This is a genomic window from Streptomyces sp. NPDC028722 (genome assembly GCF_040637655.1).
In the GTDB taxonomy this organism is placed as follows: Bacteria; Actinomycetota; Actinomycetes; order Streptomycetales; family Streptomycetaceae; genus Streptomyces.
Genome location: NZ_JBEZWU010000031.1, coordinates 52,269 through 68,212, shown reverse-complemented (window position 1 = coordinate 68,212; position 15,944 = coordinate 52,269). Strand labels below are relative to the sequence as shown.

General features: G+C 75.6%; 1 protein-coding gene (only partly in view). It reads right to left on the bottom strand.

This entire window lies inside a single protein-coding gene on the bottom strand: locus AB0F03_RS32500, encoding a hypothetical protein (RefSeq protein WP_361998629.1). The 56,406-nt coding sequence extends 19,371 nt beyond the window's left edge and 21,091 nt beyond its right edge, so the window shows coding positions 21,092-37,035 — codons 7,031 (partial) to 12,345 (complete); reading right to left, the first codon wholly in view occupies positions 15,940-15,942. Both the start codon and the stop codon lie outside the window.

Below are 15,944 nucleotides of genomic sequence, written 5' to 3'. Positions count from 1 at the left end.
CGGCACGTCCCGGCCCCGGGAGAGCGCGAGCACCACGACGGCCGCCGCGCGTTCGGTCCCGCCCTCCCCGAAGGCGGTGAAGTGGCCGGCGAGAGCGTCGCGGAAGGCCCCGGCGACCTTGTCGGCGCGCGCCTGACCGGTGTCGAGCCCCTGGCGGTCCGTGCCGCTGCCGGGCGCGTAGCCGGTGACCGTGACGACGGGCTTGAGCAGGGACGTGCCGACGCCGGACAGCACGGTCCGGACGGTCTCCACGGCCAGGTCGTCGACGACCGAGAGCTGGCCGGGGGTCAGCTCGCTGGAGCCGTCGGCGAACGACACGGTGGTCGCGGCGTCGGGCCGGGGGCGGAAGGTGCGGTACTCGGCGTCGCCTTCCTCGCTGTCGAGCCACGGGCGGGCAGTCTCCTCGTACGGGCCGCGCATGAGGGCGACCGACGTGGTCGGCCCGTAGACGGTGACGCCGAGGTGGTCCGCCAGCTGCTGGGCGAGGCCGTCGTCGAAGGCTCCGGCCTCGCAGGCGACCATGACGATGCCCGCCTGCGGGTTCTGCGACCTCAGCTCGCGCAGGCTGGGACGCCGACGCAGCATCGCCGCCACCTGCGCGCCGTACTGCAACCGCTGGCCGCCCGTGGTGTCCTCGACGGCCAGGACGCCGCCGTGTCCGTGGGCCGACAGGAAGTAGTTCCGGTCCCCCGTCCAAGGAACCGGACGCTCGACCCTGCTCCACTGCCCGGTCTGCAGGTACGTGGCCTCGGACGCCGGGTCGTAGGCGGCCCAGTGTCCCGCGCGGGCGGCCCAGTCCTCCTGGTTGTGGAAAGCGCGGCCGACGACGGTGCCCGCGTCGGAGACGATCGGATGGCTGGTGACCTCGTCCTGCGGGGCGGGGACGTGGTCCGGCGGGGCGGCGTCGCTGCTGTGGAGTTCCGGCCGGGGCGCGGAGTAGCCCGGTCGGCCGGGGGCCGTGACCGCCGCCTGGGAGGCCGCCGGCCCGGATGCCCGGGGCCGTGGCACATGGACGGTGATCGTCGCGCGGCGCAGCAGGGCGGACTGCTCTTGTCCGGTGGCGACGTCCTCGGCCGGGAGGTCCTGGCCCCGGGAGATCTCCAGCACCACGACGGCGTCAGTGCCGAGCGGCTCCGTGTGGCCGTGCTGGCGGGCGGCGAGGTGGTGGGCCAGGCTCTGTCGGAAGAGCCCGGCCACCGTCTCGGCCCGCTGCCTGCCGGTGTGGATGCCCTTGCTGTCCGGGAAGCGTCCCTTCGCGTACCCGGTGATCGTGACCACCGGCTTCAGCCGCGGGTTTTCTCGGGCCGCCAGCGCGGCCCGAGCGGTGTCGGCGGCCAGGCGGTCGATGAGCGGCAGTCCGTCGGCCGCCACCTTGGTGCCGCTCGTGAACAGGACGCCGGCCGCGGCCTGCGGGCGCGGCCGGAACGTGCGGTACCGGCCGTCCGGGCCGCTCGCGTACGGGCGGCCCGGCAGCTCCTGAGCGGGACGGCCCGGCTCCTCGGCCGCCGCGGCGGGACGGTACATCCCGGCCACGGTGGTCGGCGCGTAGACGGTGGCGCCGAGGTGGTCCGCGGTCTGCTGGGCGAGACCCTCGTCGAGGGCTCCGGCGTCGCAGGCGATCATGACGACGCCCGCCTGCGGGTTCTGCGACCTCAGCTCGCGCAGGCTGGGACGCCGGCGCAGCACGGCGGCCAGCTCCGGGCCGTACAGGCGCCGCCGGTTGCCCGCCGCGTCCTCCATGGCGAACTGGGCCTCGTTGGAGTGCGAGGTGAGGAAGTACTGGCCCGGCTCGCGCCACGGCACCGGCTCCGGCACCTGGTCGAGCCGGTTCGGCTGCCGCTGGCGCATGTAGACACTGGTGGCGGCCGGGTCGTACTGGGCCCAGTCGCCGGCGCGGCCCGCCCAGTCGGCCGGTCCGAAGTAGGCGCGCCCGACGACGGTGCCCGCGTCCGAGAGGATGCGGTGGGAGACGTGGTCGTCGGCCGGCTCGCGGAAGCGGTCCAGTGGGCTGCCGCCCGGCAGGCGGGGCCGGGTCCGCAGCTGCTCCTCCGTCAGCGGCTCCATCAGGGCCCCGTGTTCCAGGTCCGCCGTGGCGGCCTCCGCGTCCGCCACGCGGCGGCGGGCGGCCGTCACGCGCTGGACGGCCGCCGGGTGGGCGCCCGTGCTGCGGTGCTCCTCCAGGGCCCTGAGCGCCGACTCGGCACGGGACAGCTCGGTGACCGCGTCGGCGAGCTCCTCCCGGGCCGCGATCTCCTCCTCGGGCGTGGGGCGGACGGTGGCCGTCGGCTGCTCCGCCTCCCGCTCGTCCGGTTCCTGCCGCGCCTTGCCCTTGTCCGCCGCGGGCCGCGACCGGTCCGCGTCGCCGTCCAGGGCGAGCAGTGTCTCCAGCTGCTCGGCGGGCACGTAGAAGACGGCCGCCTCGTCGCTGACGGTCACGTCGACGGCGCGCGGCCTGCCGGTCGCCGGGCGGTGGACGATGTGCCAGGTGATGGAGGTCGCTTCCACCCGGGAGAACGGGCGGCCGTCCTGCCGGAGCGCGGTCCGGCCGGTGGCCGGGGAGCCGGTGAGCGCGCTCGCGATCCGGGCGCCCGAACCGACGGCGCCGGAGGCGCCCCGCACGGAACGCTGGAGGTCTTGTACGGCCGTACCGGGCAGCGTGGCGTCGCCGTCCTCGCGCGGCGCCGATTCGCGCAGTCCCCGGATGTCGGCGCTGATCTCCAGGCGTCCGCGCAGGTCGGCGCCGGCGCCCGGCACCGTCACCGGCTCGTGCAGGGTGCCCTGCGCGGCGAGGTCGAGGAACCACCGGCTCAGGTAGGGCGGGCTGAAGATCGCCGCGATCTTGGACCGCAGCACGAACAGACCGCCCTGCCAGGAGTGGGCGGCCCGCAGCGCGCCGGTGAGCGGCCCGCCCGAGGTGAACAGGCTCTCGGTCGCCGCCCGCAGCGCGGCCAGGTCGCCGACGGTGCCCAGGAATGCCTCCCGGAGCGGTTCCGGGGTCAGGCGCACTCCCTGCCGTGCGTACTCCACCGGCGCCTTCGGCACCACCAGCGCCGGCGGGCGCGCGGCCGGTCGCGGCTGGGGCTGGGTGAGTTCCTCCCGGTAACCGAGGCGGAGGGAGCCGGGCAGTACCTGGGTGCCGAGCCGGTGGTGCTGGTGCCGTCCGATCAGCGGCAGGCCGATGCCGACGCCGGGCGAGGACGCGCTCAGCGCCCAGTGCACGTCCAGACCGGCGGTGACCTCCACGTCGAACGCGGTCGTCCACGGGCGGCCGGCGTGCTGGAGGGCGGTGCTCGCGCGGTGTCCGGTGCGGGCCTGTCCGGCCGGGGTGAAGGCGTGGCCGACCGCGGGGGCGAAGCCCGACACGGCGCGCTGCGGGGCGTCGGAGTCGATCAGGGCCAGCTGGTCGGCGCGGGAGGGCTGCCCGGTGCCGTCGCCGAGCGGGGTGCTCGCGCGTTCGGCGGCGCGCTGGTTCCTGCCTTCCAGCACATGGCCGCCGGGCTCCTGGCCCAGCGCCCGGGGGTTGGTGAGCCGGGCGGTGAGGGTGACCCGGGCCGTCGTCGTCCACAGCCCGCTCCGGTTGGGCACCAGGATGGGCAGGCCCACCAGCATGGTCTCCAGGAGGCCCTTGGTGCCCTGGTGGGAGGCCGTCTTCCAGAGTTCGGCCGCCACCGCGTCGGCGTGTTCCGGGGAGAGGGTCTCACGGAGGGCGGGCAGCAGGCTCCGCACGAACGGCCGCAGGTCGGGCACCGCGAGCAGCGCGGTGTGGTCGAAGCCGTCGCCGCGCAGCACGTTGGCGGGGGCCAGCGCCGGGGCGGGGGCCAGCGCCGGGGCGGGGGCCAGCGCCGGGGCGGGGGCGGGTGCCTGGGCGGGGGCGGGTGCCGGTTCCTGCTCCTGGGCGGGTGCCGCCGGGGGCGTGACGAGCCCGCGCTCCAGGGCCGGTTCCCGCTGCATCAGCGCCAGGCCGGGCGCCGCCACCGGGTCGCCGGTGATCTCCCGCTCGGTGGCGCGCCGGGAGCCGGAGCGGCCGAGGAAACCGGCCGGCCGCTCCGACCAGCGGCGCACCGTGACGTGGAACGTGACGGGCGCGTCGGCCCACACGTGGGGGCCGGTCGTCATGTCGACCCGGTCGCTCTGACCGCTCGCCGCGCGGTCCGCGGACACCTGGCCGCCGCGCGTGTAGCCGAACTCCGGCCCGGAACGGTTGAGGTCCGACAGCGGCACGTCGACGGGGCTCTGCTCCGCCGCGTCGCCGGAGGCGAAGGAGAGGGACGTGCCGAGCGACGCGTACAGGGACACGCTGTCGTCGGTCTGCGTGTGCCGGACCAGGGCGGTGCCCAGGGTGTGGTCGTAGCGGTAGGCGTGCTCGCTCTCCCCGATCGCGGTCAGCGGGCCGGCCGTGGCCCGCACCGACACCTCCGCCCACTGCGGGAAGCCGAGGGTGCCACGGCCGACCGGCCGGGTCCACAGCGGGTACGGGGCTCCGGCGAAGTCCCGTACCCGGGGGCCCAGTCCGGTCACGGCGGTGCGCAGCGCCGCCTCGTCGAGCGGGTCCAGGGCGGGGACGCCGGCCTGCCGCAGCAGGTCCGTGATGTGCGGCAGCAGGTGGTCGGTGCGCACCAGGTGCAGGGTGTCCTGCGGCAGGCGTCCGTCCGCGGGCGTCCAGGTGAGGGCCGGACCGTCCCCGGCGGCACGCGGCGTCCGGACGGCGGCGCCGGCGCCGTCGAGGCCGCTCGACAGGTCCAGGGTGCGGACGAGACGGCCGTCGCCGCCGTCCTCCAGCACCAGGTCCTCGGAGACGAGCAGGCCGGCCTCGACCGGCAGCGGCCCGGTCCCGACCGGGTCGGCCGCCGCCTGCCCCGGGCCGGTGACGCGCTCGACGGTGACGTGGAGGCGTACCGGTCCGCTGAACTCGGACAGCCACAGCGATCCGCCGCCGGAGGCCCCGCCCGCGAAGAACCCGCCGGCCTCGGTGACGGAGCCGCTCCAGCTGAGGCCGGGGGCGAGCCGGCCGCCGGCGGTCTCCGCCGACAGGCCCGTGTCCGGGAACAGCCCGGCGAGCGGCAGTTCGACGCCCGCGGCGAGCTTCCACTGCCGGGTCACCGAGCTGGTCAGGTCGTAGTACGAGCCGTAGTAGACGTCCATCTGACCGTGCCGGGAGCGGACGTAGGCGAAGGCGTCCGGGTCGAGGTCGGCGCGGACGGTGACCCTGATCCGTTCCGGTCCGGCCGGACCGGGGCGGGTCAGCACCAGGGCGTGGCCCTGGCCGGTCAGCACGTGCATACGGCGGGCCAGGCCGGTCTCGCTCAGGGCCTCGTCCAGGGCCAGCTGGTTGCGGACCTGGTGCTGCTCCGGCGCGTCGGCGGGCCGCCGTACGAGGGGGCCGTCCTCCGGTGCGGGGACGTCCCGCCACGGGTCGCGGGCGGCGAGGAAGCCCGGGAAGCAGTCGTGGACCAGCTCCAGCGTGCGCAGCCGCACCCGCTCGGCGGCAGCCGCGTCCAGGTGGTCCACGCGGCTGGTGGGCGGCAGCCAGTCGCGGAAGAGGGCGGGCAGGCGCAGCGTACGGCCCGGGGCGGTCCTCGCCAGGACATCGGGGTCGGTGGCGGTGCCGGGCAGGGCGTCGGGGTCGGCGGTGCGGTCGGCGGCCGGTGCCGCCGGGTCCGGCTGCCCCAGCCCGAGGCGGTCCGCGTCGGCCGTGAGCATGCGCACCCGGGCGGTGAGCCAGGTATCCGGGCCGCCGCGCCCGTCGAGCCCCCGGGTGTCCACCCGGACGTCGAACTCCACCACGGTGGTGGGCTCGTCCGTGTACCGGAGCCGGTTGAGTTCCACGCTGCCCGCCTGCTGGCCGGGCCGGGAGAACCGCACGGAGTGCACGTAGGACAGCGAGGGCAGCGGGATCGGGAGTCCGACGGCGGTCGCCGCCAGGGAGACGGCGTCGGACACGCCGGTGGTGGAGGCGTCCCACTGGGTGGCCGGGGCGCCCACGTCGCCGACCCGGACGTCCTCGGCGTCCGCCTGGACCGGCTCGCCGGGATCGGTCACCACCCGCGGGTTGTGGAAGGAGGCGCGCACGCGGACCGCGTCGGGCCGACCGGTGGCGGAGTGCACCGGCGCCGACCGGTACCCGCCGGCGGCGGCCTGGTGCAGACCGGCCAGCAGGGTCCGCACCCGGGCGAAGGCGTCGAGCGTGGCGAAGGCCGGGGAGAACGGGTCGGCCAGGGCGGGGTCCACGGCGGCGAGCACGGCGGCCCGGTAGTCGGCCGCGCCGGTGACCGACTCCAGCCACGAGACCGGCGGGAGGGCGACCGGTGCGCCGACGACCGCGGGGCGGGGCGCCCGGCCGGCCGGGACCCCGAGGTGGTGCGCGTCGGCCGTCAGGGCGCGGCCGTCCCGGACGGAGTCCAGGGCGAGGCGCAGTGCGGCGGTGCCGGCCTCGGGTTCGCCGGACCACTCCCGCCACAGCGGGGCGGTGGCGTGCCGTGCGCCGTCGGGGCGCGGCAGTGCGCGTACGGCCTCGCGGGGGTGGCGGCCGACGAGGGAGCCCTCGACGATCGTCTGCCACCGCTGCGGGGCCTGTCCGCGGCTCTGCACCACGAGGTCGACGCCCACGTCGTACCGGAAGTCCACGGCCCGGTCCGAGACCGGCCGCAGGGCGCGGGTGGTGCCGAGGGTGGACGAGACGGTGAAGTCGGTGGTCTTGCCGAACCCGGTGAGCAGCGTCCGCAGCGCGGCGCCCGCCGTGGCCAGGGGCGGTACGAGCGCGAGCGCCTGGGAGAACGGCAGGGCGGCGGCCGCGTCGAGCCCGTGGGTGACCGCGCGGTTGGCCGACGCCGTCTCGCGCCAGTCCAGCACCTGGGGGGTGCGCCGGTCGCCGGTCTCCCACCGGGCGGTGCCGGCGCCGTCGGCGAGCGGTTCGCCGCGCGGGTCGGTGAGCTGGGTCCAGTCCCCCAGCCGCAGTCGTACGGTGACGGCCACCGGGCCGCCGGGCGGCCCGAGCACCACCGTCACCCGGTCGGCGACGGCCTGGCGCAGGGCCTCGGCGACGCCGGCGGTCTCGAAGTACTCCGTCAGGGCGGCCCCGGCCCGCTCGCGCGCCCGCTCCGGCAGCAGCGCGCGGACGCCCTCGCGGATCGCCGCGGGCAGCCGGTCGTCGGCGAACGCGTACGTCTCGGCGCCGGTGCCGTGCCGGAAGCCGGCGGACACGGTGGTGGCGGGCGGCGCGAAGACCAGCTCGGCGTCGCGGCGGTCGCGGGCCTGTGCGGGGCTCTCGGCGGGCCGTGAGACGGGACCGGTGGCGGCCGGTTCCTGCTGCGGCGCCCGGGGCGCGGCCGTCGCGGAGGCGTCGGCGTCGGCGTCGGCGTCGTCGGCGGAGAGCAGCGTGTCCAGGCTGGGCATGGTCGCCGGGCGCGGCTCCAGCAGGGCGCGGTCGAGGCGCTCCGCCTCCGGGGTGCCGGGTTGCGCGGCCAGTTCGGTCACCGGCGGTCCGCCGTGGGCGCCCGCGCCGGCAGCGGTGCCGGTGACGTCGGGGACCTCGACGATCTCCGCGCCGCGGAACGTCGTGCCGGTCATGCCGGGGCGAGCGGTCAGCCAGCCCGCCCGGTTCCGGAACGGCGCGATGTACAGCGTGTCGAGACCGATGCCGAGGGTTCCGGTGGGCCCGGTCACCGTCATGCCCAGGACGTTCGCCAGCGTCTGGATGTACGGCGTCTCGGGCAGGGCGGGCGAGCTTCCTATGTTGCAGATCACGGTGATCACCGCGCTGTCCACGGAGTTCACCGCACCCCGCCGGAACGCCTCGAAGCCGGCTTGGCGGCGCAGCACCCGGCCCAGCTGGTCGCCGGCGAACTCGACCGGGCGGTCGTCGCGCGTGTGCAGGCGGACGGTGGCACCGCCCACCCGGCCGTGGGCGACCAGGTAGTGCCGCGGGGCGCCGTCGCCCCACGGGTTGGTCCCGGCGATGCCCGTGTCACCGTCCATGACCCGTCCGGCGCGGAAAGTGCCGGTGTCCGGAATGGACCGGAAGGCCAACTCGGTCCGGGCCCGGTCCTGCGTGCTCAGCGACGTGTGGCCGATGACCCGGCCGGTGCGCGAGTCGGCGAACGGTGTCATCACCAGGCTGCGGAAGTGGAACCGCTCGCCGGTCACGGACCGGACGTAGTCGTCCGCTCCGAGACCCTGTTCCTCCGCGACGGCGGGCAGTGGCGCCTGGGCGGGATCGACGCGCATCCAGTGGCCCCCGGGTGCGTCGGCGTCGTCCCGGACGGTGCGCAGTTCCAGAGCCCCGAAGGGGTTCCCGAACAGGTCCACCCGGCCGCTGTGCGTCCACACGGTGACGCCCGCCCGGTCGGCCACGGTCCTGGCCAGGTCGAGCCCGTACCGGGCGCCGTCGTCGGTCACCAGCCACAGCGGGCGGTCGCCGACGCGGTTGTGGGCGGCCAGCTCCGCGAACGTGTCCAGGGACAGCCGTACCGGCTCGCCGTCCTCGTAACCCACGACGGTGGGCGCGGCGGGCGGTACGCCCGGGTCGTAGTCGAACCTCAGGACGAAGCCGTCCAGCGGGATCAGCGGGCGCACGTCGTCCGCGCCACCCTCGCGCGTGCCGCCGAGCAGATCCAGGCCTGCGACGTTGCCGACGGTGTCGTACAGCAGCCGGGCGTCGAGGTCGGGCAGCTCGTTGTCGTCGTCCATCGCGGACGCCGAACCGTCGTCCTCCGAGTCGTCGTCGTACGACATCGGGGACTCCGGTGCGTCGGCCTCCTCGTCCGCCCACTGCGCGAGCGGGCCGGTCGCACTCAGCGTGAGCACGTCGCCCGTGCCGTAGGTGTCCGGGTCCAGCCCCAGGTCGCGCAGCGCCCGCCGGGTCTCCTCCAGCCGGGCCTGCGTCTTGGGCAGCGCGCGGGTGTTGTGGGCCCGCTGGGCGGCACCGTCCTCGGCGAGGGCGGTGTGGTACTTCGCCAACGCCTCGGTGAGGCGGGACAGTTCGGGGTCCACCAGGAGCGCGGGCGCCTCGGCGGGCCGCGCGGCGGGAGCCGCCCCGGTGTCCTTGGGCTTCCCCTTCGCCTTGCCCTTGCCGGTCGCGGCACGCGCCGCCGCGGCTTCCGCCTCGGCCCGCTGCGCCGCCTCCCGCACCAGCTCCACTGAGGTCACCAGCGCGGGGTGGTTGCGGACGGCGTCGAGGTCCAGCGGGCCGTCGCTGTACCGGCTGCTGTGGCCCTCCCACTTGTACCGGTTGCCCTGGCGTGCGGTGCTGACGGCGTAGACGAGCACGTCCACGCGGCCGTCGGGCGCCAGCACGTAGGCGAACGAGGCGCCGCCGCTGCCGCTGTCCAGGTGCACGTGCAGGGCGCGGTTGATCCGCACCTCGCTCTCGCGGGGCCGCAGGCTGCCGTCGGCCACCCGCTCCAGCACCTTCAGCTGCGCCTCCGTCAGCTGTTCCGGCCGTACGTGGCTGGCGTACACGAGCCGGTCGCCGTACTCCCAGCTGTCGGCCCGCAGCGGGGCGAACGCCGCCAGGCGCTCGGCGACCCGGGCGGACTCCGCCGCCTCACGGGCCTCCCGCTGCGCCCGCGAGTGCGCCCACACACCGCGCGCCACGTCGGCCACCCGGCCGTGGTAGTCGCCCTCCAGCACCGCGGCGGTGCGCTCCAGCCAGGCCTGGAAGTCGGTGTCGAAGTGTTCCAGCCCGGCCTCACCGGTGCGCAGGAACGCGCCGAACGCGTAGTCCGGCCAGAGCGACGGGCTCTGCCGCAGCTCCTCCGCCACGGCCGGTGAGGCGATCAGCAGGGGCAGCAGCTCCGGGTTCTCGCCCAGCGCCCCGGCCACCGCGCCGCCCGCCGGGCCGAGCAGCAGTTCGGCGGCCTCGGGTACCGAGCCGAGCGCCTGCGCCCAGACCGATTCCCGCGCGGGCCGCGTCGCCGTCCGCCCGCCGGTGGGGCCGGGACGTGCCGACCGGGTGCGGCCGGCCTCCTCGGGCGCACGCTCCCGGGGCGCCTGCGCCGGGCGCGCGGGACCGGCGCCGGCGGACACCGCGCCCGTCAGCGCCTGCGGCGACGGGTCCTCGGCGAGCTGCCGGAAACGGGCGGCGTCCTGGGCGAGGTTGCGCAGCGCGGTGGCGTAGTCGGCGTTCCGGAGGGCCGGCTCGTACCACTGGGCCGTGCCCAGGAAGCGTTCGGCGAACGCCGGGTGGTCGTTCAGGAAGTGGGTGAGGTCCGCGTTCGACAGCAGCCGCCGCAGGTCCGCCGCGGGCATCGCCTCCGGTACCGGCGCCCGGTCGGCCAGCACCGTGAGCAGTGCCTCCCGGGATGCGAGCCGGCGCGTCAGCTGAGGGGTCAGCGCCTCGGCGAAGACGCGGTCGGCCCGCGCCGTCCGCCACAGCGGTCCGTCCGTCCGTGCCTGCTCCAGCAGGCCGTGGTTGCGCAGCAACGCGTCCTTCAGCCACGGTGCCTGCCGCAGCTCCGCCGCGATGCGCGGCTGGTCGGTCACCGCTTCGGCGAGGCCGCGGACCGCGGTCAGGGCCAGGCGCAGCGTCTGGCCGTCACGGGCCAGGTCCGCCGCCACCTCGGGCTGCCGGCGCAGCAGCCGGTGGGCCGCCGGGCGCCTTGCCAGCAGCCGGGCCACACCCTCGTCCGCCGCCAGGGCCGCCACCACGGCGGGGGCGGCCAGCGCGGTCCTCGCCAGTTCGGCGTCGGCCAGCACCACCGGCACCTGTCCGGGGTGCGCCGAGAAGGCGTGGCGCAGCGGCTTGGTGCTGAGAAGCCGAAGGTAGTCGGCTTCGTCGGAGAACAGGTCCGGGTGCTCGGCCAGCGCCTCCGCCATCCCGGGCACGGTCCGGATCACCAGCAGCCGGTCGGGGTGCGACGCCAGTGCCTTCACCAGCGGCAGGCTGCTGAGCGCGGCGCGCACGATCAGTGGTCCACCGTCCTCCAGCAGTTGCTCGGACAGTTCGTCCCGCAGCTCCTTGTTGGCCATCAGCAGGTCGGCGGCCGGCCCCTGGTCGGCGATGACACGCGCCGCGTCCACGCTCAGCATGACGAGCTGCTTGTCGCGTTCGGAGTGCAGGCGGGTGTAGAGGGGCTCCGCGAACAGCAGGAGCCGGTTCAGTTCCGGGTTGTGCACGGCGAGCACGGCGGAGGCGGGGCTGCTGAGGAGCCAGGAGCGGGTGCCCCGGCTGGTGAGGAAGAGCCGGTACAGGTAGTCGTCGGTGCGCAACGCGCGGGTGAGTTCCGGATTGCCGTACAGCAACGGCAGCGCGTTCTCGGCGGGGTCCGCGAGCAGTTCGATCAGTGCGGGCCTGGCCTGGAGCGTCTCGAACAGCTCGGTGTTGCGGTAGAAGCCGACGGCGAACGCCTCCCGCTCGCGTGCCAGGCCGAGGAGACGCGGTTCCTGCCGGACCGCCTCGTTGATCCACAGCGCTCGCGCACGGTCCGCGGAGGACACGGAGCCCTCTTCGGCCCATGCCCGAAGCTGCCGCTCCCCTTCCTCCTGGGACAGCTTCAGCGTGCGCGCGAGCTCCGCGTCCCCGTCCTGGTACTCGATCCCCTCCGGCGACAGTACGGGCTCGCCCGTGCTGTCGACGAGAGCGGTCAGTTCCCTGATCCAGGCGCGGCTCTTCTTCTTCTTTCCGGCCTTGCGGGCCTCCGCGACCCGGGCGAAGCCGGCCTCCAGACGGCCGGAGTCCAGCGCCTCGGCGAAGGCCGGACGTGCGATGGCTTCGGCGAACGCCTCGGGGGCGGACAGGAGCAGGTCGAGTGCGGTCGCGTTGGCCGGGCGTGCCAACGCGGTGAGCAGCCGCGGATCTGTGAACAGGTGTTCCCAGTGCTTCACGGAGACGGGTGTGCCGTACCGGTTCGCCAGTTCGCGTACGAGGGTTCCGTGCCGGCGCAGGTTCTCCAGCCCTTCGGACTCCACGGCGGCCAGCGACGCGGGGTTCCTGCCGAAGAACCTGCGGAGTGCGCCGTCGTTCTCCAGCAGCGCGTCCACGAGGGCCTCGCCCCCGCCGAGCCGGCGGAAGAACGCTTCCACGCCGGACGTTGCGCCGACGAGGCCGAGGAGACGGTCGTCGGTGGCCAGCCGGTCCGCCTGGCCGTCCAGCGCCCGCAACGCGGGCAGCGCGTAGGAGGCGCTGGCGACGAACTGCGCCATCGCGGGATTCGCGGCGAGCACCGCCGGCAGCCAGGGGTGTTCCCCGGCGGCGTCCTCGATCCGGGCCAGGACGGTGGCACCGTCGGGACCGGACACCTGGTCCCGCAAGTGGCCGTGCCGGAGAACCGCCCGCAGTACGCCGGGTACCAGCAGAGCCTCGTTGTCGTCTCCGGTCAGCCGTTCCCTGACGGGGGCGTTCTCCGGCAGCAGCAGCCTGCGGTACTCGTGCGGGTGGGACAGCAGCCCGGGGTGGCGCTCCAGGACCGCCACCAGCCCCTCCTGCTGCCGCAGCACCTCAGCCGGTCCCGGCAGGGCGAGCGCGGCGTCCAGGGCCGGGATGGCGGCCCGTAGCCGGTCCACGGCCGAGATGCCCGGCCCGTCCGGCACGGTCCGGGCGGCGGCCTCCGGATGCCGTGCCGCCTTCAGCGCGTCGGCCAGCCGCTCGTCGGGAACCCCGTCGAAGGCCCGCGGGTCGGAGGAGAGTGCTTCCGCGACCGCCGGGTTGCCGGCGGCTGCGGCGAGCAGTTCGGCGCTGCGGGCGATCCTGGCGCCGAAGGCGGCGATGTCGGGCAGGACGTCGACGAGCAAGGGGCTGCCGGCCAGCGTCTCGGTCACGGACGGGTCGCTCATCGCCAGGTTCAGCAGGCCGGGGACCTGGAACAGGGCGTGGGCCTGGTCGGCGTGGACGTGCAGGGCCGCGCGCAGCTCCCGGTGGGCGAAGAGCCGCCGGTAGTCGATCTCGACCGGCTCGGACAGCCGTGTGATCGTGACGAGGCCCGCCAGCAGAGCCCGGTCCTCCAGGAGGGAAACGGCCTGATGCACCGGGCGATCGGTCCGCAGGAGCGCCTGTGCCGCCTCCGGAATCGCGTCGAGGACCGTCGCGAGCGAGAGGGCCGGGTCCCTGGCTTCCAGGACCGTGCGGACCACCTCGGTCTGCCCGTTCAGGTGGGAGGGCAGTCCGGGGAAGAGGAACAGCAGTTTCGCCCAGTCCACCCGGCTCTCGATCGCATCGACCAGTTCCCGTCGGCCCGACGAGGACTTAGCCAGCAGGGTGTCCAGGTACTCGGGCGTTTCGACCAGGGTTGCGGCGCTGTCCGGGTGCTCGGACGGAAGTGTCTTCAGGGTGTCCAGGAAGACCGGCGAGACCGCCAGCACCTCCGGCATGTCGGGGTGGGCGAACAGGAAGGGCGTCAGGACGGAGTGCTCCGCCGCCTGCTCGATCAGGTGGGCGGCGTCGGGCTGGAGTATCCGGGTCACAGCATCGGCGTGTTCCGGCTGGTGCCACCGGGCGTCCTCGCCGAGCAGTCGGGTCATCGCACGCACCGGCCACGCGTCGTACCATCCGGACCGCTGGGCGGTAGCGATCAGTTGCGCCCGCACGACGGGCTTGAGGTTTTCGGGTATGGCGGCTTCGCGCACGGCCGCCTCCAGCAGCCTGCGCCCCTGCGCGGTGAGTGGTGCGGGCCCGGCGGTCCGGCCGGCGGCGGAGGTCTCACCGGCGGTGGCGGGCGAGCCGGCCTGCTCCGCGGACTGGTCGGCGCCGCTCCGGCCCGCCTTGCGCCGCTTGGCTTTCCCGCCGCGCGGCTGCGCGTCCGCCGGAGCCTGGGCGGAATCGTCACCGGCCAGCTCGATCAGCACGCCGCCGTCCACCGCTGCGGACGGCTCCCGCCGCTCCTCCGGCGGCCGGCCCGGTTGCACATCCGACGCCGGCTCCGGCATCCGGTCCGGTTCCGCCGCAGGTGCCGGGGGCTCGGTGCCCTCGTTCGGGCGGGGCACCGCCAGGCCGGGCGGGAGGTCCAGGGTGCGCAGCACCATGGTGCCCAGCACCCAGCGGGTGCCGGACGGTCCCTCGACCCGCAGCACGACCAGCGAGCGGATCAGGTAGCCGGGCGTCGGACCGGCCGCGCCGGCCGGGGCGGAGACGCCGTACTTGAGAATGTCGCGCCGGTAGACGTTGGTCGCCGTGGACTGGCCCCGCAAGGCGCGGTTCTGGGCATTCGGCAGGGTGAGCCGGACCCGGTGGGTCTGGTCCGCCGTCAGCGGTGTGGTGAAGCGGGTGCTGACCGCTGGGGTGACGGTGGTGGAGGCGCTGGCGGCGGACGTGTCGGAGGCGACCCGGACGTCGTCCAGAGCGGTGGGTCCCTCGGCGAGGACCTCCTGCGGGAACAACCGGAGCCGTACGGACGTGGCGTCACTGGTGCCCGTGCGTCCCATGAAACGGCCCACGGCACTCCGGTCGAGCAGTACGCCCGCGTCGCCGCCGCCCGGCCGCACCAGTCGGGCGAGCCGGATCAGCAGGGCCTCGTACGACAGCGAGGTGTGCATCCGGTCCACCCCGGCGAGTGCCGGGTCGACCTGTCGCAGGGCCTGTGCGAGCTGCGCTGCGGCGTCGAAGACCTCGAAGGAGAACGGCCGCGCCGGCACCCAGTGTTCACCCGTCAGGGCGGGACGTACGGCGAGCGGCAGACCCTCCACGTCGACGGCGGCCGCGTCCTCGGGCGCCACCCGCCACTCGGTGGGGTCGTCGGCGAGGACGCCGGGGTCGGGCCGCGTCATCCGCGTGACGTCGCCCGGCTCGGGCAGATCGGTGCGGTCGAACCGGAGGGTGACGCTCGCGTCGACGGAGGCGTGCAGGTCCGCCATGGCGACGCCGCCGGCCACCGCGTCGGCGAGTCGGGCGACCGGCGCCCCGGTCAGCGGGGTGCTGCGCACGGACGCCTGGATCTCGTACGGGACGTCGAACTCCGCCAGCCGGCCCGACCGGCGCCAGACGCGCGTCTCCCGGGAGGCGGACACGGAGGCACCCACCGCGCGTTCGGCGGACAGCGCCAGCGTGGTCTGCGCGCGCCGGCCCTGGTACTGGAGCACGGGCACGGCGTCCAGTTCGTGGCCCCGGGAGTGGGAGACGCCCTGCCCGATGGCGCCGGGCACCGGCAGGTCGCCGTCGCGCCCGCTGCCGTGCGCGGCGGAGCGGGTCAGCTCGGAGGTGTCCGGGGCCGGACGTCCACGCAGGGCGTCCAGGGCGGCGCCCGGCTTCGGCTGTGCCGCCAACGCCACCTCGACCAGGACGGGTGTCAGCCAGCCGCGGTACACGAAGTGGAGCGCCACGCGTCCTTCGGGGCCCGCGGCGATCAGGGCGCGCAGCGCCACCGGGGAGGTGCGGTCGGCGATCCAGGTGGTGACACCGGGCAGGTAGGCGGCGTGCCCCAGGACGGTGGTCCCGCGCGCCGCCTGTTCCACGGCGCGCGTGATCTGCTGCTGGAAGCCACCGCGCGGGCCGGCGAGAACGGTCTGGGTGACGGCGCCCTGCCCGATCTGGCCGGTCGCCCGGTACCACGACGGCAGCACCAGGTCGGCTGCCGGAACGGCCGGGGCGAGGCCGAGCACGGGCGTCAGCGGGAAGTGCCGGGCCAGCTCGCTCTTCGGCAGCAGGAACTCCACGGCGTCGGGCACCCGGATGCCGATGGTCCGCTCCGTGTGGGGGCCGGCGGCCAGGGTCCCGGACACCACGTTCCGGCGGCCCACGCGGACCGTCACCTCGAAGGTGGCGGTGGCCGTGACCCGGTCCAGCCGGGTGTTGTTGTCGGCGGTGACCCGTGCGTTCGACGCGTTGTCCGCGACGGTCACATCGGCCGAGGCGCCCGCGGAGTACGCGTAACGCCCGCTGGGGAAGAACCCGACCGCCGGCCCGTAGGCGCCGCTGACGGTCAGGCCCTGCTGCCGCCCGCTGCCCACTGACCGGGTCACCGAGGAGGTGTCCGCCGAGTACAGCCAGGTCTCCAGGCTCATCGGCGGCGGTTCCTCGC